Origin of the sequence: Pseudomonas sp. B21-035, assembly GCF_024748945.1 — a bacterium.
In the GTDB taxonomy this organism is placed as follows: Bacteria; Pseudomonadota; Gammaproteobacteria; order Pseudomonadales; family Pseudomonadaceae; genus Aquipseudomonas.
Window position 1 is genome coordinate 2588163 of the sequence record NZ_CP087179.1, and the last position, 18551, is coordinate 2606713.

The 18551-nt window shown below is 65.9% G+C and carries 14 protein-coding genes; 6 read left to right on the forward strand and 8 right to left on the reverse strand.

Going from position 1 to position 18551, the window contains the following annotated elements; genetic code table 11:
- Positions 1 to 47: 47 nt before the first annotated feature.
- The 3 genes from LOY22_RS11980 to chrA all read left to right on the forward strand — a co-directional run bounded on the left by LOY22_RS11980 (position 48) and on the right by chrA (position 3910).
- Positions 48 to 1790 carry an amidohydrolase gene (locus LOY22_RS11980; protein WP_258597593.1) on the forward strand — a complete coding sequence of 581 codons (1743 nt, stop codon included), beginning with the start codon at positions 48 to 50 and terminating at the stop codon, positions 1788 to 1790.
- 73 nt (positions 1791 to 1863) lie between these two features.
- Positions 1864 to 2565 (forward strand): TorF family putative porin, encoded by a 702-nt coding sequence (locus LOY22_RS11985; protein WP_258597801.1) that lies wholly within the window; start codon positions 1864 to 1866, stop codon positions 2563 to 2565.
- Between the two features lie 145 nt (positions 2566 to 2710).
- Entirely contained in the window at positions 2711 to 3910 is a 1200-nt protein-coding gene (gene chrA, locus LOY22_RS11990) for a chromate efflux transporter (protein ID WP_258597594.1), read from the forward strand.
- Here chrA and LOY22_RS11995 read toward each other — a convergent pair.
- Genes LOY22_RS11995 through LOY22_RS12005 form a run of 3 tightly spaced genes read right to left on the reverse strand, consistent with a single transcriptional unit; the run spans position 3903 to position 5720 of the window.
- On the reverse strand, positions 3903 to 4670 hold the full coding sequence (locus tag LOY22_RS11995) for a PhzF family phenazine biosynthesis protein (protein WP_258597595.1): 768 nt from the start codon (positions 4668 to 4670) through the stop codon (positions 3903 to 3905). The genes chrA and LOY22_RS11995 overlap by 8 nt on opposite strands.
- Positions 4671 to 4673: 3 nt before the next feature.
- Positions 4674 to 5369: a transcriptional regulator gene (locus LOY22_RS12000; RefSeq protein WP_093383461.1), complete on the reverse strand. Its 696-nt coding sequence runs from the start codon at positions 5367 to 5369 to the stop codon at positions 4674 to 4676.
- Positions 5370 to 5426: 57 nt separating this feature from the next.
- Positions 5427 to 5720: a hypothetical protein gene (locus tag LOY22_RS12005; protein ID WP_258597596.1), complete on the reverse strand. Its 294-nt coding sequence runs from the start codon at positions 5718 to 5720 to the stop codon at positions 5427 to 5429.
- A 136-nt stretch (positions 5721 to 5856) separates the two neighbouring features.
- Here LOY22_RS12005 and LOY22_RS12010 point away from each other — a divergent pair, with 136 nt between their 5' ends.
- Positions 5857 to 7257 carry a pitrilysin family protein gene (locus tag LOY22_RS12010; RefSeq protein WP_258597597.1) on the forward strand — a complete coding sequence of 467 codons (1401 nt, stop codon included), beginning with the start codon at positions 5857 to 5859 and terminating at the stop codon, positions 7255 to 7257.
- 13 nt (positions 7258 to 7270) lie between these two features.
- Here the strand turns inward: LOY22_RS12010 and mobA are convergent, their stop codons facing one another.
- The 3 genes from mobA to LOY22_RS12025 all read right to left on the reverse strand — a co-directional run bounded on the left by mobA (position 7271) and on the right by LOY22_RS12025 (position 12226).
- Positions 7271 to 7846 carry a molybdenum cofactor guanylyltransferase MobA gene (gene mobA / locus LOY22_RS12015; RefSeq protein WP_258597598.1) on the reverse strand — a complete coding sequence of 192 codons (576 nt, stop codon included), beginning with the start codon at positions 7844 to 7846 and terminating at the stop codon, positions 7271 to 7273.
- A gap of 61 nt (positions 7847 to 7907) precedes the next feature.
- Positions 7908 to 11036 (reverse strand): efflux RND transporter permease subunit, encoded by a 3129-nt coding sequence (locus tag LOY22_RS12020; RefSeq protein WP_258597599.1) that lies wholly within the window; start codon positions 11034 to 11036, stop codon positions 7908 to 7910.
- Between the two features lie 11 nt (positions 11037 to 11047).
- Positions 11048 to 12226 (reverse strand): efflux RND transporter periplasmic adaptor subunit, encoded by a 1179-nt coding sequence (locus tag LOY22_RS12025; protein ID WP_093383439.1) that lies wholly within the window; start codon positions 12224 to 12226, stop codon positions 11048 to 11050.
- Positions 12227 to 12382: 156 nt separating this feature from the next.
- Here LOY22_RS12025 and LOY22_RS12030 point away from each other — a divergent pair, with 156 nt between their 5' ends.
- Both LOY22_RS12030 and LOY22_RS12035 read left to right on the forward strand, forming a co-directional pair.
- The gene (locus LOY22_RS12030; RefSeq protein ID WP_045198685.1) at positions 12383 to 13084 is read left to right on the forward strand and encodes a response regulator transcription factor; all 702 of its coding nucleotides are present in this window, start codon (positions 12383 to 12385) and stop codon (positions 13082 to 13084) included.
- Positions 13085 to 13090: 6 nt separating this feature from the next.
- Positions 13091 to 14389: an ATP-binding protein gene (locus LOY22_RS12035; RefSeq protein ID WP_045198688.1), complete on the forward strand. Its 1299-nt coding sequence runs from the start codon at positions 13091 to 13093 to the stop codon at positions 14387 to 14389.
- Here the strand turns inward: LOY22_RS12035 and LOY22_RS12040 are convergent.
- Both LOY22_RS12040 and LOY22_RS12045 read right to left on the reverse strand, forming a co-directional pair.
- Positions 14386 to 14574: an MbtH family protein gene (locus LOY22_RS12040; RefSeq protein WP_045198690.1), complete on the reverse strand. Its 189-nt coding sequence runs from the start codon at positions 14572 to 14574 to the stop codon at positions 14386 to 14388. The genes LOY22_RS12035 and LOY22_RS12040 overlap by 4 nt on opposite strands.
- Positions 14571 to 18524 carry an amino acid adenylation domain-containing protein gene (locus LOY22_RS12045; RefSeq protein WP_258597600.1) on the reverse strand — a complete coding sequence of 1318 codons (3954 nt, stop codon included), beginning with the start codon at positions 18522 to 18524 and terminating at the stop codon, positions 14571 to 14573. Before LOY22_RS12045 ends, LOY22_RS12040 begins: the two co-directional genes overlap by 4 nt.
- Positions 18525 to 18551 lie beyond the last annotated feature (27 nt).

The window sequence follows — 18551 nt, forward strand, 5'->3', positions numbered from 1 at the left end:
CGCGCTATAGGGTGTCACCAGCCCTATAACAACAAGAGAGCGCTGCAATGCAACGATTGATCCCCACGCTGTTGGCCACTGCCCTGGCCTGTGCTTCGCTGCCGGCCCTGGCCGCCGCCGACCTGGTGCTGTTCAACGGCAAGGTCTACACCGGCGAACCCGGCCAGGGCTTGATGCAGGCGGTTGCGGTCAAGGATGGCAAGGTCCTGCAAGTGGGTAGCGATGCGCAGATCCAGGCCCTGGCCGACACCCACACGCAACGCATCGACCTGGCCGGCAAGGTGCTGATGCCCGGCATGATCGACAGCCACAGCCACCCGGTGGTGGCGGCCTACGACAGCCTCGGCGCCAACCTGCAGGATGAGGTCAAGCCGCTGCCCGCGCTTGAGCAGTGGATCCTTGCCGAGGTCGAACAAGGCCGTGGCAAGGCTGGCGATGTGATCAGTGTCGCCGGGGCGAGTTCGGCCTACTGGGACAACAGTCGCGAACTTGGCCAGTTGTTCAACCAGGGCCGCTGGGCCACTCAGCCGCTGGTGCTTAGTGGCATCGACGGCCATACCGGTTGGGCCAACCAGGCCATGCTCAAGCGTATGCAGATCGACGCGGCGTGGGTCAAAAGCCTGTCCGAGCAAGACCGCAGTTATGTCGGCCACGAGGCCGACTTCAGCCCCAACGGCTACTTCGCCGAAGCGCGCTGGGACCAGGTCCGCAGCCAGATCCCCGCAGCCAGCCAGGAAGTGATGCTCAAGGCCGCACGCGAGGCGGTCAGGGTCAACAACCAGTATGGCGTCACCGCCTGGATGGATGCCGCAGCCAATGCCGGCAGCGGCGATTCGCTATTCGATTTCAAGGCCACGGCGCAAACCGTTGGCGTGCTGCCGCTGTACCGGGCGCTGGCCGAGCGCGGTGAGCTCAATGCCCATGTCGCGGCGCTGATGATCACCAACCCCAAGAGCCGGCCGGCCGACCTTGAGGTGCTGGCCCAGGTCGTGAAGCAGTTCGAGGGGGTGCCCAACCTGAGTTTCCCGGGCATCAAGGTGTTTGTCGATGGCGTGCTCGAATATCCGGGGCAGTCGGCGGCGGTCATCACCCCATACAGCAACAGCCACAAGAACGGCCAGTTGTTGATCGAGCCGCAGCATTTCGGCGAGCTGGTGGCCGCGGCCGAGCAGCGCGACTGGATTGTGCACATGCATGCGGTCGGTGACCGGGCGGTGCGCGAATCGCTCAATGGCGTGGCCTATGCACGCACGCTGCAAGGCAAGCCGCTGGCGCACAGCATCAGCCATCTGCAGATGGTCGACCCCAAGGACTTTGCGCGCTTCAAGCAACTGGGGGTGATCGCCTCCATGCAGATGCTCTGGGCGACCGCTGAAAACTACACCGTCGAGCTGGTCAAACCCTACGTCAGTGCCCAGGGCTACGCCTTTCAATACCCGGCGCACTCGTTGCAACAGGCCGGTGCGCTGATCGCCGGCGCCAGCGACTGGCCGGTGTCCAGCCCCAACCCGTGGAATGCCATTGCCCAGGCCATGACCCGCAAGGGCCCGCTGGGTGTGCTCAATGCCAAGGAACGTGTCGACCGCCAGGTCATGTTCCAGGCCTACACCCTCAACGCCGCCAAGGCCCTGCGCCTGGAACGGCAGATCGGCTCGCTAGCGCCCGGCAAGCAGGCCGACCTGATCGTGCTCGATCGCGATGTGTTCAAGGTCAGCGCCCAGGAGCTGTTCGACACCAGGGTGCTCAAGACCTACTTCGCCGGCAAGCAGGTGTACGCCAGCGAGTCCTGACAGCGCCGTTACCCGCACACGCATAACAACAAGGGTCTGGTATGAACACACGCTTGCTCATTGCTTCGCCTGCCTGGCGCCGCTGACGGCCCAGGCATTGACACTCAACGATTCCTTCAGCCTCGACATGAGCCTGGCCGCGACCAGCGACTACCGCTCCCGGGGCATCTCGCAAAGCCTCGGCGACCCGGCGCTGCAGGCCGGCGCCACGCTGATGCACAGCAGCGGCCTGTACCTGGGCGCCTGGACTTCGACGGTGGATTACGGCTTCGACTACAAGACCCGCCAGGAAATCGAGTACTACGCCGGCTGGTACTGGCAGGCCAGCGATGCCATCAGCCTGGATATTGGCTACCTCAAATACAGCTACCCCAAGGAAGGCCAGTTCAACATGAGCGAGGTCTACGCCATCCTTGACCTCTATGGGCTCAAGCTGGGCGCCTATTACTCAAGCGATGCGCCCAACGCCTTTGGCAAGGACCAGGACACCCTGTACAGCTATGTTGCCTACAGCTTCGCCTTGCCGGCCGAGGTCGGCCTGGAACTGCGGGCAGGGCGCAACGATGTCAAGGACCCGGCGTTCTGGTCGGCCAGTGGCGATGACCGCAATGCGTACTATGAGTGGGAGGCAAAGCTGAGTCGCGAGTTTGTCGGCGTGACCTGGGGCTTGAGTTACATCGACACCGACCTGTCCAAAAGCGAGTGCAGCAATTGGTATGGCTATGACGACCTGTGCTCGGCGACTGTGGTGGTAAGTGCCAGCAAGGCGTTCTGAGCCGGCATCAATCCAATGCTGAAGGCAGCGCCGAACCTGTGGGAGCGGGCTTGCCCCGCGATCGAGTGCGCAGCGCTGGTAATTTTCTGGCTGCACAAAGCCCATCGCTGGCAAGATGGGCGCAGTCCGGTAGAACGAGCGTTGTATGCCCCACGCCAACGATCACACGCCATGGCAGGTTTTCCTGATCTTCCTGCGCCTGGGCCTGACGTCGTTCGGTGGCCCCGTCGCCCACCTTGGCTTTTTTCGCCAGGAGTTTGTCAGCCGTCGGCGCTGGCTGAGCGAGCGCAGCTATGCCGACCTGGTGACGCTTTGCCAGTTTCTGCCGGGCCCTGCCAGCAGCCAGGTCGGCATCGCCCTGGGCCTGTCGCGCGCAGGTTACGCCGGGGCGCTGGCGGCCTGGCTGGGATTCACCCTGCCTTCGGCGCTGGCCCTGACCCTGCTGGCCCTGGGGCTGGGCGGTTATGCCGAGGCGGTGCCGGCCGGCATCCTCCATGGTCTTAAGGTGGTGGCGGTCGCGATTGTCGCCCAGGCGGTGTGGGGCATGGCCCGCACGTTGTGCCCGGATGCGCCGCGGATTGTGCTGATGCTGGCGTCTGCCGGGCTGGTGCTGTTGCTGCCCGGTGCCGGGGCGCAGGTGGCGGTGATGGTTGCAGCGGCTGGCGCGGGGTTGATGCTGCTGAAACCGGGCAGCAGCGTTGTCCACGAGCCTTTGCCGATCGGGGTCAGCCAGCGCGCTGGCGGCTGGTGGTGGCTGCTGTTCTTCGCCCTGTTGCTCGGTTTGCCGCTGCTGGCCGGGCTCTGGCCCGATCCGACCTTGAGCATGATCGATGCCTTCTACCGCACCGGCGCGCTGGTGTTCGGTGGCGGACACGTGATGCTGCCACTGCTGCAGGCTGAAGTGGTGCCCACCGGCTGGGTCGGCAACGAGACGTTTGTGGCAGGTTACGGCGCTGCCCAGGCTGTGCCCGGCCCCTTGTTCACCTTTGCCGCCTTTCTTGGCGCCTCGATGCACGGGCCGCAGTCCGGCTGGCTGGGGGCGGTGCTGTGCCTGCTGGCGATCTTCGCCCCGGCGTTCTTGCTGGTGTTCGCGGCGTTGCCGTTCTGGGAGCGCATGCGCCGCAACCCGCGCCTGCAGGCGGCGATGCTGGGCGTCAATGCGGCGGTGGTGGGGCTGTTGCTGGCGGCGTTGTATCAGCCGCTGTGGACCAGCGCCATTGGCCAGCCGCTGGATGTTGTCCTGGTGTTGCTGGCGCTGGTCGCACTGATGGCCTTCAAGCTGCCGCCCTGGCTGGTGGTGATCGCCTGTGGCCTGGGCGGGCAGTGCTTGAGCCTGCTCAGATAAAAATCGTGCCGCGCAGGTACAGCGCCGCCTGGCCGCTGATGATCACCCGGCCGTTGTCGAGCACTTGGCAATGCAACTGGCCTTTGCGCAGGCCGCCTTGCTCGGCGCTGAGGCTGTGCTTGCCCAGGCGCGCGGCCCAGTAGGGCGCCAGCGAGGTATGGGCAGAGCCGGTGACCGGGTCTTCATTGACGCCTACCCGCGGGCCGAACCAGCGCGAGACGAAGTCAACCTCGCGGCCCGGGGCGGTGACGGCGATGCCGCGCACGTCAAAGGCGGCCAGGGCGGCGAAGTCGGGGGCAAGCGCTGCGACCAGCGCCGGGTCGTCGACCACCACCAGGTAGTCATCGGTGCGGTACAGCGCCTCGATCCGCTCAAGCCCCAGGGCCTGCAACAAACCCTCGGGCACGGCCAGCGCCTGTGGCTGGCGGGCCGGGAAGTCCATGGCCAGGCGAGCGCCGTCACGCCGAACGCGCAACTCGCCGCTGCGGGTGGCAAAGCGCAGGGTGTCGCGTTGTTCGCCCAATTGCTCGAACAGCACCCAGGCCGCCGCCAGGTCGACTTCTACCGTCGGGGTAAACCAGCGCAGCTCGAACAGCTCGCCATTGGCGACCACGAACGCGGTTTCCGAGAGGTTGTTTTCGGCAGCAATCTGCTGCAGCGTCGCGTCTGCCAGCCAGGCTTCAAGCGGGCACACCGCTGCCGGATTGCCGCCAAACGCCGTGGCTGAGAACGCGTCTACCTGGAATATTTCAACTTGCATGGGTCATTGCTGTCCGTTGTCTGTTGCCCGGAGCTGCTCCAGGTAGTTGTAGATGGTGTAGCGGGTCACGCCGAGCGATGCCGCGGCCTTTTCGATGCCGCCCTTGACCAGAAACAGGCCGCGTTCCTGCATCAGCCGCACCGCTTCGCGCTTTTGCGCCGTCTTCATGCCGAGCACACCGCCGGGGCAGGCGTCGTGAATGATCTCGGCCATCAGCTGTTGCAGGTCCCTGGTCTCGTCCGCCACCGGCGCGGCCGCACTGGCCAGGCCCAGCAGCCCGCCGAGCAACTGGTGCGCAGCTTCGACGGCGCTCAGATCGGCATTCACGCACAGGCTGGCAAACGGCTGCCCGCTGCTGTCGCGATAGACCACGGTAGCGCTGCGCAAGGTGCGGCCGTCGGGGGCGAGGGTGGCGTAGTTGTCGACCACGATAGGCTCGCAGCTGCTGCGATCGTCCATGGCCCGGCGCACCGCGGCAAAGCCCAGATCATGACGCGGGCTGCCGAGCAGCGAATCACCGACCCGGCGCCCGGTGACATGGCCGTTGGCGATGGCGAGGATCGAGCGCTCAGGGTTAAGCAGGTCGTGCAGGACAACCTCGGTATGGTTACCGACGACCTGGCTGAGCATTTTCAGGGTGCTGTGCAGTACGCCGAGGATAAGTTGCTGTTCGTGGTTCTTTGCTGGGCAAACCTTCATCGCAGCCTTCGTGGGCGTTGGACGGTGAAGGTAGGCTATCAACGTAAATTTTAAATATCAACACTGTGTTGAATTTGCTGTTTGTAGTCGCAGCAACCGCTCGACCTGCGCCAGCTCCCAGGTGCTGAGCAAGCTCACCGGATCTGTGCCCCATTGCCAGCTGTCCAGCGTGCCTTCACGGCCATCGCTGCTGCGGCAGGCGAGGCAATGGTGCAAGTGGCTGCCGTCGAAATCCAGGTGCAGGCGCCAGCCATCGATGTCGATCTCAACCCCGACACGGCGCAACGGGCGAAGGCCGAGGGCGGCGTCACGCAGTTGCTGGCAAACCTCGCGGGCACTCAGGGCTGGCATCTGTTTCATTCTCAAAAGCGGGGGGCTGAGCATAAAGCCTGCCGGCGCCAGTGTCAGCCGTTGCCCGGGCTTGATCTGCGCGAGCCAAGTGCGTAGCGTCCGCGCCCTGGTCCTTTGAGAAATTGCTATGACCCTGATGGAACGACTCTTCACCTGCGCGTTGGGATTGAGCGCAATCGCCCCGGCCGTGGCCGCCGACAGCCTGGCCATTGAACACTGGACCCAGCCCAGTGGCGCGCGGGTCTACCTGTTGGCGCAAAGCCAGGCCAGCGACCTGCAGATCCAGGTCGACTTCGATGCCGGCAGCCGCCGCGACTCACAGGACCAACCGGGCCTGGCGGTGCTTGGCGCGGTCCTCGCGGTGGAAGGTGTGCACGCCCAGGGCGACGCCCCGGAACTGAACGGCAACGCGCTGCGCATGGACTGGATGCGCCTGGACAGCCAACTCAATACCCAGGTCGATGCCGACCGTTTCAGCTACATCCTGACCATTACCGATAACAACCCCCAGCGCCAGGCCGAGGCCAGCGCCTTGCTCGGCCGGCAGATTGCCGAGCCGGCCTTTGCCGGCAGTATCTGGTTTCGCGCCAAGCCCTATTACATTCGCCAGGTCAACGGTGAAACCACCAAGCGTTTTCCCGGGGTAGGGCATCGCTTTGCCCAGGCGCTGTACGGCGACCACCCTTATGCCCGCGAGCTGACCCGCCCGGGGCTGCAGCGCAACAAGCAGATCGACCTGTACGAATACGCGCTGCCGTTCGGCTATGCCCTGACCCCGGCCATGCTCGAACGTACCCGCATGGAGGATCTGCGCAGCCATTACACGGCAATGATGCTGCCGTGCCGGGCCACGGTCAGCCTGGTCGGCAAGCTTGACCGGGCCCAGGCCGATGCCGTGGCCAGCGCGGTACTGGGGCGCTTGCCGAGCGGTCAGTGCACGGCATTGCCGGCGCTGCCCAAGGTGCAGGCCCTGAGCCAGGCCAGCCACCAGCAGATCGAGCCACAGCAAGGCACGATCTGGATACAGATCGGCCAGCCGGCGGTGCCGCGCAGCGACCCGGACTTTTTCCCGTTGCTGCTGGGCAGCGACATTCTCGGTGGCGAGCACTGGCCGACGCGGCTCAATCGGGCCATCGGCCAGGCGCTTGGCGGTGATGTCAGTTGGCAGTCGGCCAGCTATTTCGCCATGGGCCAGCAAGCCGGGGCGTTTGTGATCTCTGTGGAAGTGAGCGCCGGGTACCAGCAGCAGGCCGAGCAGGCGGTTCATCAAGCGTTAGCACGCTTTGTCAGCGAAGGCCCGAGCCCGGAGGAGCTGGACGAGGCCAAGGCGCGTTTGCTTGCCCATTTTGACGGTACCAGCCGCCAGCGCCTGCTTGAACACGTGGCGCAGGTCGCCTTGAACCAGCTGCCGGACGACACCTTGGTGACCTGGCGCGAGCAGCTTGAGGCGGTGACGCCTGCGCACGTAAAAGCGGCATTCCAGCGCGTCGTACAGCCGGGTAAACAGGCGACGGTGGTGGCGGGGCAGGACTACTGAGTTTACCCCGCGATCAGCCGCGCAAAAAATCCGGGGTATTGAAATTGCTCAGGCGCGGGTCTCCCTCGGCGCACTCCACCGCCCGCAGCGGATGCTGGCGCAAGGTTCGCTGCACCCCCCGGTCGCCGGCGTCCCAGGCGTGCTGCAAGTCGCTGCGCAAGGCGCAGGGGATCAGGCTGAACATCGGCTGCCAGTAACCACCCTGGCGAATCATCGCCGGTTGCTGCTGGTCATTGGCCAGGTTCATCAGCTCAAGGATCAGTGCCTGGTCAATCAGTGGCGCATCGCAGGCCAGCACCAGTATCCAGTCGTGGCGCGCCACTGCAAGCCCGGCCAGTACTCCGGCCAGCGGCCCGGGGAAGTCCGCCTCGGCGTCGCCGACCAGTTGATCGGCATAGGCCCGGTAGCGGTCCGGGTTGCGGTTGCAGGAGATGATCAGGTCGTCGGTCAGCGGCCGCACCACGGCGTGGATGTGGGCGATCAGCGGCTGGCCCTGCCAGTCGAGCAGGCCTTTGTCCTGGCCGCCCATGCGCTGGCCACGGCCACCGGCAAGAATGAGGATGGAGCAGGGAGGCGGGGCGGCGGGCATGGTCAGGGTTCCTGGCAGTATCAGCCGCTCACCTTCCCATGCACGCCGCGGTCTGTCCAGATCAGCTGTCGCTGGCTTCTGGCGCAGGGGCTTGAGCCTTGGCCCGGCGTTTGCCGGTCAGGCGCATCACAACAACAAAGAACACCGGCACGAACACCACCGCCAGGGTGGCGCTGAGCATGCCGCCGATCACCCCGGTACCGATCGCCTGCTGGCTGGCGGAGCTTGCGCCGCTGGCAATTGCCAGGGGCACCACGCCGAGGATGAATGCCAGCGAGGTCATGACGATCGGCCGCAGGCGCAGGCGCGCCGCCTGCACGGTGGCATCGACCAGGTCGTGGCCTTCATCGACCAGGCTCTTGGCGAACTCGATGATGAGGATGGCGTTCTTCGCCGACAGGCCGATCAGGGTGATCAGGCCGACCTTGAAGAACACATCGTTGGGCATGCCGCGCAGGCTCACCGCAATCACTGCGCCGAGCACCCCCAGCGGTACCACCAGCAGCACCGAGGTCGGGATCGACCAGCTCTCGTACAAGGCCGCCAGGCACAGGAACACCACCAGCAGCGACAAGGCCATGAGGATCGGCGCCTGGGAGCCGGACAAGCGCTCCTGCAGCGACAGCCCGGTCCATTCCAGGCCCATGCCCAAGGGCAGTTGGTCGACCAGGCGCTGGATCTCGTTCATCGCCTCGCCGGAGCTGTAGCCCGGTGCCGGCTCGCCCGACACGGCAATCGCCGGGTAGCCGTTGTAGCGGGTCAGCTGCACGGGGCCGGTGATCCACTTGGCCTGGACGAACGCCGACAGGGGCACCATCTTGCCGCTGCTGTTGCGCACGTGAATTTTCAGCAGGTCATCGACCTGGCTGCGCTGGTCGCCTTCGGCCTGCACCACCACGCGCTGCATGCGCCCCTGGTTGGGGAAGTCGTTGACGTAGTTGGAACCCACCGCAGTGTTGAGCACGTTGCCGATATCGGCAAACGATACGCCCAGGGCGTTGGCCTGCTTGCGGTCGACTTCCAGCTGCACCTGCGGGCTTTCGGCCAGGGCGCTTTCGCGCACGTTGACCAGCACCGGGCTCTTCTCGGCGGCGGCGAGCAACTGGTCACGCGCCGCCATCAGCCCGGCATGGCCGAGGCCACCGCGGTCCTGCAGGCGGAACTCGAAACCGCTGGAAGTGCCCAGGCCGTCCACCGGCGGTGGCAGCACCGAATAGGCGATGGCGTCCTTGAGCTGGCTGAAGGCGGCGTTGGCGCGGTCGGCGATCGATTGCGCGCTGTCGTCGCTGCCGCGTTCGGACCAGTCCTTGAGGGTAGTGAATGCCAGCGCCGCGTTCTGGCCGTTGCCAGAGAAGCTGAAACCGAGAATCAGCGTGCTGTTGCCCACGCCAGGTTCGGTGGCGTTGTGCGCCTCGATTTGCGCCGCCACCTGTTCGGTGCGGGCGCGGCTGGCCCCCGGCGGCAGCTGGATGTCGGTGATGGTGTAGCCCTGGTCTTCGGTGGGCAGGAACGAGGAGGGCAACTGGCTGAAGCCGTACACCAGCCCGGCCACCAGAACCGCGTAGACCAGCAGGTAGCGACCGCTGCGCTTGAGGGCCTGGATCACCCAGCGCTGGTAGCCGTTGGTCATGCTCTCGAAGCGGCGGTTGAACCAGCCGAAGAAGCCGGTTTTTTCGTGGTGCGAACCCTTGGTAATCGGCTTGAGCAAGGTCGCGCACAGGGCCGGGGTCAGGCTCAGGGCGAGGAACGCCGAGAACAGGATCGACACTGCCATCGACACCGAGAACTGCTGATAGATGACCCCCACTGAGCCTTTCATGAAGGCCATCGGCAGGAATACCGCCACCAGTACCAGGGTGATGCCGACGATGGCGCCGCTGATCTGGCTCATGGCCTTTTTGGTCGCCTCGCGCGGCGCCAGGCCTTCCTCGCTCATGATCCGCTCGACGTTCTCGACCACGACGATGGCGTCGTCCACCAGGATACCGATGGCCAATACCATGCCGAACAGGGTCAGGACGTTGACCGAGAAGCCCAGCGACAGCATCACCGCAAAGGTGCCCATCAGCGCCACCGGCACCACCAGGGTCGGGATCAGCGTGTAGCGGATGTTCTGCAGGAACAGGAACATCACCGCGAACACCAGGGCCATGGCTTCGAGCAGGGTGGTGATCACCTGCTGGATCGAGACCTTGACGAACGGCGAGGTGTCGTAGGGGATGTCGAACTTGGCCCCCGGCGGCAGGTAGCGCGACAGCTCGCTGAGCTTGGCTTGCACCAGGGTCGCGGTTTCCATGGCGTTGGCGCCGGGCGACAGCTGCACGCTGAAGGCACTGGTCGGCTTGCCGTTGAGGCGGGTGCCGTACTGGTACTCCTGGCTGCCGATCTCGACCCGGGCGACATCGCCAATGGTCACGGTCGAGCCATCGGGGTTGGCGCGCAGGACGATGTCCTGGAACTCCTGGACCGTGCTGAGCTGGCCCTTGATCACCACGTTGGCGGTGATTTCCTGGGTGCCGGTGCCCGGCAGGTCGCCGATGCTGCCCGGCGCCACCTGGGCGTTTTGCGCGGCAATGGCCTCGTTGACGTCATCGGGGGTGAGGTTGAAGCCGATCAGCCTGGCCGGGTCGATCCAGATGCGCATGGCCCGCTCCGAACCATACAGCTGGGCCTTGCCGACACCCTTGAGGCGGCGGATCTCGTTCATCACGTTGCGGGCGAGAAAATCGCTCAGGGTGACTTCGTCAAGGCTGCCGTCCATGGCCGTGAGGGTCACCATCAGCAGGAAGCCGGTGGAGACTTTCTCGACTTGCAGGCCTTGCTGGCTGACCGGGCGCGGCAGGCGCGACTCGACCACTTTCAGGCGGTTCTGCACATCGACCTGGGCCAGGTCCGGGTTGGTGCCCGGTTCGAAGGTGGCGGTGATGGTGGCGCTGCCCAGGCTGCTTTGCGAGCTGAAATAGAGCAGGTTGTCGGCACCGTTGAGCTCTTCCTCGATCAGGCTGACCACGCTGTCGTCGATGGTCTGCGCCGAGGCACCCGGGTACACGGCGTAGATTTCCACCTGCGGCGGCGCCACGTCGGGGTACTGGGCCACCGGCAATTGCGGGATGGCCAGGGCGCCGGCAAGCAGGATGAACAAGGCGACCACCCAGGCGAACACCGGGCGGTCAATGAAAAACTGCGGCATGAATCAGGCCCTCACTGGCCGTTGGACTGAACGATGGGGAGGGCGTCCTTGCCCGCGTTGTCGACCTCTACCTGGTCGCCGGGGCTGATGTGCTGCAGGCCTTCGACCACCACCCGGTCACCGGGGGCCAGGCCTTCGCTGACAATCCAGCGGTCGTTCTGCACACTGCCCAGCACCACCGGGCGTTCGCTGACGCGCTGTTCGCCATCGACCAGCATGACCTTCGGCTTGCCGGCGCTGTCGCGCAGGATGGCCCGCTGCGGCACGCTGATGCCTTGCTGCTTGACCGCCTGCTCCAGGCGCACGCGGATGAAGCTGCCCGGCAGCAGGTCGAGGTCGGGGTTGGGGAACTCGCTGCGCAGGGTGATCTGGCCGGTGCTCGGGTCGACGCTGATGTCCGAGAACAGCAGTTTGCCCGGCAGCGGGTAGGGCGTGCCGTCGTCCTGGATCAGCGTCGCGCTGGCCTGGTCCTGGCCCACCTGCTGCAGTTCGCCGGCACGCAGGGCGCGGCGCAGGGCATTGAGTTCGCGGGTCGACTGGGTGACGTCGGCATGGATCGGGTCGAGCTGCTGGATGGTCGCCAGCGGTGTGGTTTCGTTCTGCCCGACCAATGCCCCTTCGGTCACCAGGGCGCGGCCGATGCGTCCGGAAATCGGCGCGGTGACGGTGGCGTAACCGAGGTTGAGCCTGGCTCGCTCAAGCGCCGCCTTGGCCGCGGCGACGTCGGCATCGGCCTGCAGGAAGGCGGCGCGGGCATCGTCGTGCTGCTGGCGGCTGATGGCATTGATGGCGATCAGTTCGCGGTAACGCTGATCCTGCAGGCGCGCCTGGTAGCGCGTGGCCTCGGCGCGGGCCAGGGCGGCGCGGGCACTGTCGAAGTCGGCCTGGAACGGCGCCGGGTCGATGCGAAACAGCACATCGCCCTGTTTGACGTCGCTGCCTTCGCGGTACACGCGCTTGAGCACCACGCCGGCCACCCGCGCGCGCACTTCGGCAGTGCGCGGGGCGAGGATGCGGCCATTGAGCTCGGTGGTGATCGCCAGCGGCTGCACCTGCACGGTCTCGACCCGCACTGCGCTGGGCGGGGCCTTTTCTTCGGCAGGCGATTTGTCGTCGCAGGCGCTCAGGGCGAAAGTGATCAACAACAGCGGCGCCAGGGCGCGCAGACGGGCGGGACTTGAACTGGACATGCGGATCTTCCGAAAATGACCCGGCAATGCTAAGGCAGGCGACCGACGGGCAACAGTTAAGCTGTGTAGGCCATGTGTAAAAAAGTGTGAAGCTTTATCCTGCGAGCGCGTGAGCTCTTATATCCTGCCTGACTTTCCCAGCCTGTCAAACTGCCCATGCCCAATATTCTCCTGGTCGAAGACGACTGCGCCCTGTCCGAACTGATCGCCAGCTACCTGCAGCGCAACGACTTCAGCGTCAGCGTGATTGCTCGTGGCGATCACGTGCTGGCCGAGGCGCGGCGCAACAAACCGGACCTGGTGATCCTCGACCTGATGCTGCCGGGCCTCGACGGCCTGCAGGTGTGCCGGCTGTTGCGCGCCGAGTCCCAGGCCCTGCCGATCCTCATGCTGACCGCCCGCGACGATAGCCACGACCAGGTGCTGGGCCTGGAAATGGGCGCCGACGACTACGTGACCAAACCGTGCGAACCACGGGTGCTGCTGGCGCGGATACGCACCTTGCTGCGCCGCAGCAGCATCAACGAGCCACGCCTTGAGAGCGACCTGATCGTGGTCGGCGGCCTGCGCATCGATCTGGCCGAGCGCAATGTGTTCTGGCGCGAGCAGCCGGTGGAGCTGTCCAGCGGCGAATTCAATCTGCTGGTGGTGCTGGCGCGCAATGCCGGCGTGGTGCTCAGCCGCGACCGCATCCTCCAGCAACTGCGCGGCATCGAGTTCAACGGCACCGACCGCTCGGTGGACGTGGCGATTTCCAAGCTGCGGCGCAAGTTCGACGACAGCGCAGGCGAGGCGCGCAAGATCAAGACCGTGTGGGGCAAGGGGTATCTGTTCAGCCGGGTCGAGTGGGAGTTCTAGCGGCTCATGCTGAAAATCCTCATCCGCCTGTACCTGATCACCATCGTCGCCTATGCCGGGGCGATCTTTTTGATTCCCGATGCCATCGTCGGCGCCTTTCACCAGCGTTTCATTGCCTACAACCTTGACCAGGCCCGTGGCGTGCAACGCTTGATCGTCAAGCAGTTCGAGCAGGTGCCGAGCACTGAATGGCCGGCCAAGGCCAAGGAACTGGCGGCGGATTTCGCCCCGCTGGAAATCCAACTGCGCCGCCAGGACCAGATTGGCCTCAGCTATGCGGAGCGCGACCGCCTCAAGGCCGGCCTGAACGTGGTGCGCCTGGGCGACTGGGGCTACTACGAGACCGCCCTGGCACCACTGGACGACACCTGGCTGGTGGAACTGAGCAATCCGCCCGACCCCCTGGACATCAGCCTGCTGTCCTGGGTGGTGACCGTGCTGATCGGCGCCGCGTTGCTCGGCTGCCTGCTGTTCTGGGTCTGGCCGCACTGGCGCGACCTTGAACGGCTCAAGGAAACCGCCCGGCGCCTGGGCCAGGGCGAGCTGTCGCAGCGCACGCATATTCCGCCGCGCTCGAACATCGGCGAACTGGCCCAGGTGTTCGACACCATGGCCCAGGACGTCGAACGCCTGCTGACCCAGCAGCGCGAACTGCTCAATGCCGTGTCCCATGAGCTGCGCACGCCGCTGACACGCCTGGATTTTGGCCTGGTGCTGCTGTTTGACGAAGTCCCGCCCAACTGCCGCAAGCGCCTGCTGGAACTGGTCGGGCATGTGCGCGAGCTGGATGAACTGGTGCTCGAGCTGTTGTCCTACAGCCGTCTGCAGAACGCCGACCAGGCCCGCGAGCGGGTCGAGGTGTCGCTGCTGGAGCTGGTCGACAGCATCCTCGGCAGCTTTGCCGAAGAGCTCGATGGCCGTGGCATCGAATGGCAGGTGCGCGCCGACGACAACCTGCCGCGCTTCATCCTCGACCCACGGCTGACCGCCCGTGCCTTGCAGAACCTGGTACGCAACGCCATGCGCTACTGCGACGGGCAGATCCTCCTGCGCCTGAGCCTCGACCCCCAGGGCCATTGCCTGCTGACCGTGGAGGACAACGGCATCGGCATCCCCCACGACCAGCGCGAGCTGATCTTCCAGCCGTTCTACCGCCTGGACCGCAGCCGCGACCGTACCACCGGCGGCTTCGGCCTGGGCCTGGCGATCAGCCGCCGGGCCATCGAAGGCCAGGGCGGCACCCTGACGGTCGGGCAGTCGGCGCTGGGCGGTGCGCAGTTCAAGATCAGGCTGCCGCGCGGCTAGCGGCGCGGGCGCAAGTCGCGCCAGTGCTGCTCGACGTAGTCCAGGCACAGCGCTTTGCGCTGCGGGCCGAACACCGCCTGCCAGCCGGGCGGGCAGGCCAGGTAGGCCGGCCACAGGCTGTGCTGGTGCAAGTGATTGCGCAGCACCTGGAATTGCCCTTGCGGGTTGTCGAATGGGCTGCTCATGGGTTCACCTCCTGGGCACGGCGGGCGCTTTCGCTGGCCTGCAGGGCCCTGGCCAGCAGCGGTGCGATCTGCGCCACGGCGTCGGCACGCAGCATGTTTTCGTGCATGCAGGCAATATCGTGGACCTGCAACCGGCCATCGACGTGGGTGCGCCAGTGCTCGGGGTCTTGCCACAGGGCGTCACGCAGCCCTTCGGTAGCGCGCAGGAACAACACCTCGCCGGCAAACACCTGCGGTTTGAAACGCTCCATCAACGGCACGGTCTGGCGCACTTCATCGCAGAAGGCCTGGACGATCGCGCCTTCCAGGTTGAGCACTTCGGCCAGGTAACGGCGCTGCTCGGCGATCGATTGCAAGGGCTGGCTGAAGTCTGCCGGGCTGTTGGTCAGGGTGCCGATCAGCAGGGCCAGCAGTTGTTGGTCGCTCAGTTGCGGGACCTGGCTGAGAGGTTGCAGCGGGTAGCCGTCGAGCAGCGCCAGCAGTGCCACTGACTCGCCCTCGCGCTGCAGCAAGGTCGCCACGGCGTGGGCGACATGGCAGCCGAATGACCAGCCGAGCAAATGGTACGGGCCAACCGGCTGGACCTTGCGGATCTGCGCCAGGTAGTCGCTGGCGCAGGCTTCGACGCTCTGCGGGCGTAGCCCCGGGTTGCGCAGGCCGCGAGCCTGCAGGGCATACAGCGGGCGGTCGGGCAGGTAACCACTGAGCGCCGCGTAAGGCCAGCCCAGGCCGCCGCCCGGCGGCAGGCAGAACAGCGGCGCCTGGCTGCCCTCGCTGCGCAGTTCCAGCAGCACCGTGAACGGGTCGCCAGGACGGACCAGGTCCGCGCTGCGCTGGAGCTGCTCGGCAAACTGGTGCAGCACCGGGCGGGTGAACAGATCGGTGGGCATCACTTCTATGCCCAGTTGCTGGCGCAAGCGTGCGGCGACTTGCACTGCCAGGATCGAATGGCCGCCCAGTTCGAAGAAGTGGCTGTTGCGGTCGATACCCTGGCGCTGCAGCAGTTCACTCCAGATCTGCACCAAGGCCTGTTCGAGCGGGCCTTGCGCAGGCTCGGCGGGGCGTTGTGCCTGCAGGTGCTGCGCCGGCACCGGCAGCGCCCGGCGGTCGAGCTTGCCATTGGCGGTGCACGGCAGTTGCGCCAGCACCACAAATACCTTGGGCACCATGTACTCGGGCAGGCGCTCGCCCAGGTAATAGCCAAGCTGGCCCAGGTCCAGCGCCTGTTCACCGGCCAGCACCAGGTAGGCCACCAGTTGTTGCTGGCCGGGGCAGTCTTCGCGCACCTGCACCGTACAGCGGGCAATCTGCGGATGGCTGGCCAGCAGGTGCTCGATCTCGCCGAGCTCGATGCGCAGGCCGCGCAGCTTGACCTGCTGATCAACCCGCCCGAGGTATTCAAGCTGGCCGTCGGCGCGCCACAGTGCCAGGTCGCCGGTACGGTACAGGCGGCTGCCGGGCGGCCCGAACGGGTTGGCGACAAAGCGCTCGGCGGTCAGCCCCGGGCGGCGGTGATAACCCCGGGCCAGGCCGATGCCGCCCAGGTACAGCTCACCAGGGCTGCCGATTGCCTGCTGGTGCAGGCTGCTGTCGAGTACATAGGCCTGCAGGTTGGCGATCGGTTGGCCGATCGGCACGCTGTGGCTACCATCGTCGCGACAAGTCCAGTGACTGACATCGATGGCCGCTTCGGTGGGGCCATAGAGGTTGTGCAGGGCGGTATTGGGTAGCGCCTGCAGCACCTGGTGCTGCAGCTCGGCGGGCAGCGCTTCGCCGCTGCAGATGATGTGCCGCAGGCTTTGGCCCTGGCCGGGTTGGAGCTCGGGCACAAACACCTGCAGCATCGACGGCACGAAGTGCAGGGTGGTGACCTGGTAGCGCTCGATCAGCGCCAGCAACTGTTGCGGGTCGCGGTGGGCCCCGGGCTCGGCGATAGCCAGGCGGGCACCGCTCATCAACGGCCAGAAGAACTCCCAGACCGACACGTCAAAGCCACAAGGGGTCTTCTGCAGCACAGTGTCGGCGCTCGTCAACGGGTAGGCCGCCTGCATCCACATCAACCGGTTGTACAAGGCCTCATGGCTGTTGCCGGCACCCTTGGGCTGGCCGGTGGAGCCGGAGGTGTAGATCAGGTAGGCGAGGTTGCTGCCTTGCACGTGGCTGAGGGGGGTATCGTCGTTGCCGTGCTCATCGTCCAGCAGGTCATCGAGCATCAGTTCAGGGGCAAGATTGGCGCCAAGGCCGCTGTACGCCTGCGCTGTCAGCAACAACTGGACTGCGCTGTCCTCGATCATGAAGCGCAGTCGCTCGCGCGGCAGCTCCAGGTCCAGCGGCACATAAGCGGCGCCGGCCTTGAGGATGGCCAGCAGGCCGATCACCAGTTCCAGCGAGCGCGGCATGGCGATGGCGACCAGGCTGTCGGCGCCGATGGCGTGCTGTTGCAGACGATTGGCCAGGCGATTGGCCTGCTGGTTCAGGCGCCCGTAGCTGAGCTGCTGGTTGGCGAACAGCAGCGCGCAGGCATCGGGTGTGCGCCGGGCCTGCTGCTCGATCAGTTGGCTGACCGGCTGCCACGGCGAGTAGTCCACCGCGGTGCGGTTCCAGGCGTGCAACTGCTGGTGCTGTTCGTCGCTCAGCAGTTCGATGCGGGCAACCATCTGTTGGGGCTGTTCGATCAGCGCGTCGAACACCTTGAGCAGGCGCTGCTGGTGTTCGGCCAGTGCCTGGGCGCTGTAAAGCCCGGGGTTGGCGTCGAAATCGAACTGCAGGTCCTGGCCCAGGCCGCGCTCATAGAAGAAGATGCCCAAATCGTCGGTGGTGCCGTTGGACAGGTTGCGTGCGCGGGTAGGGTGGCCGTCGAAGGCAATGGCGTAGTCGAAGGGCTCGATATTGACCAGGGTGGTGAACAGCTGCTGATGAGCCCCGTGCAGGCCCAGGTCGTTGCGCAGGTGCTCGTAGCGGTATGACTGGTGGCGCAGCAACTGGCGCATTTGCCGCGATACCTCCTGGACCAGCTCGGCCAGGCTCATGTCCGGGCGCATGCTCAGGCGCATCGGCATGGCGTTGGCGACCATGCCCGGCACCTGGCGCATGCGTGCGTTGCGCCGGGCGCTGAGCGGCACACCGATGACCATGTCCTGGTTGCCGGTGGCCCGATAGAGGTAGGCGGCGGTGGCGGCGGTGAGGATCTGCGGCAAGGTGCTGCCCAGTTCGCTGGCGCGCTGGCGCAGGGCGTCGACCCTGGCCGCGGGCAGGTGGGCGGTGCGGCGCAGCAGGCCGTCGTGGTTGAGGGTGCGCTGGCGCGCCAGGCTCATCGGCGCCGGCAGGTCGGCGAAGCGCTGCATCCAGTACTCGCGGTCACGCTGAAAGCGCTCCGACTGGCGATACTCGCTGTCTTGTTCGGCCAGTTCGCTGATCGGCAGCAAGGCGCTGGCGGCGGACACCGGCTGGCCTTCGCCGAGGGCCTGGTAGGTGTCGGCCAGGCGCCGCACCAGCAACCCGGCGCCAAAGCCGTCGAGGATGATGTGGTGCGGGCGCTGGTACCAGACAAAATGCGCCGGGCCCAGCTTGAGCAGCGCCGACATCCACAGCGGGTCGCAGCCCAGGTCGACGCGGCGCTGGATGTCGTCATGCATCCAGGCATCGGCACTGGCCCGTGGATCATCCGCCGTGCTGAAGTCGAGAAACGGCAGTTCCCCCCTGAATCGCGGGGCCAGCAGTTGCCGCGGGCCTTCGGCGCTGTCAACGAAGTTCAGCCGCACCGCTTCGGCCTCATCAGCCACTCGGCGCAGGGCGGTCATGAAGCGCTCGACGTCCACCGCGCCAAATATGTCGACGGACTCCGCCAGGTTCATGTTGGTCTGAGGTGGGGCAAGCTGGGCGTTGAACCACATGCACAGTTGGCCTGCGGTCAAGGGGTGGCCGGTTTCGCTGGTGATGTTCGAATCCATTCGAGTGTTCCTCTGTCCGGGTTTGCG

What these genes read in the sequence shown, in the direction of transcription:
- LOY22_RS11980 (WP_258597593.1), top strand. Translation starts at nt 48, where the DNA reads ATGCAACGATTGATCCCCACGCTGTTGGCCACTGCCCTGGCCTGTGCT.
- LOY22_RS12005 (WP_258597596.1), bottom strand. Translation starts at nt 5,720, where the DNA reads ATGCCAGCCCTGAGTGCCCGCGAGGTTTGCCAGCAACTGCGTGACGCC.
- LOY22_RS12025 (WP_093383439.1), bottom strand. Translation starts at nt 12,226, where the DNA reads ATGTCCAGTTCAAGTCCCGCCCGTCTGCGCGCCCTGGCGCCGCTGTTG.
- LOY22_RS12010 (WP_258597597.1), top strand. Translation starts at nt 5,857, where the DNA reads ATGGAACGACTCTTCACCTGCGCGTTGGGATTGAGCGCAATCGCCCCG.
- LOY22_RS12040 (WP_045198690.1), bottom strand. Translation starts at nt 14,574, where the DNA reads ATGAGCAGCCCATTCGACAACCCGCAAGGGCAATTCCAGGTGCTGCGC.
- mobA (WP_258597598.1), bottom strand. Translation starts at nt 7,846, where the DNA reads ATGCCCGCCGCCCCGCCTCCCTGCTCCATCCTCATTCTTGCCGGTGGC.
- LOY22_RS12030 (WP_045198685.1), top strand. Translation starts at nt 12,383, where the DNA reads ATGCCCAATATTCTCCTGGTCGAAGACGACTGCGCCCTGTCCGAACTG.
- LOY22_RS12000 (WP_093383461.1), bottom strand. Translation starts at nt 5,369, where the DNA reads ATGAAGGTTTGCCCAGCAAAGAACCACGAACAGCAACTTATCCTCGGC.
- LOY22_RS11995 (WP_258597595.1), bottom strand. Translation starts at nt 4,670, where the DNA reads ATGCAAGTTGAAATATTCCAGGTAGACGCGTTCTCAGCCACGGCGTTT.
- chrA (WP_258597594.1), top strand. Translation starts at nt 2,711, where the DNA reads ATGCCCCACGCCAACGATCACACGCCATGGCAGGTTTTCCTGATCTTC.
- LOY22_RS12045 (WP_258597600.1), bottom strand. Translation starts at nt 18,524, where the DNA reads ATGGATTCGAACATCACCAGCGAAACCGGCCACCCCTTGACCGCAGGC.
- LOY22_RS12020 (WP_258597599.1), bottom strand. Translation starts at nt 11,036, where the DNA reads ATGCCGCAGTTTTTCATTGACCGCCCGGTGTTCGCCTGGGTGGTCGCC.
- LOY22_RS12035 (WP_045198688.1), top strand. Translation starts at nt 13,091, where the DNA reads ATGCTGAAAATCCTCATCCGCCTGTACCTGATCACCATCGTCGCCTAT.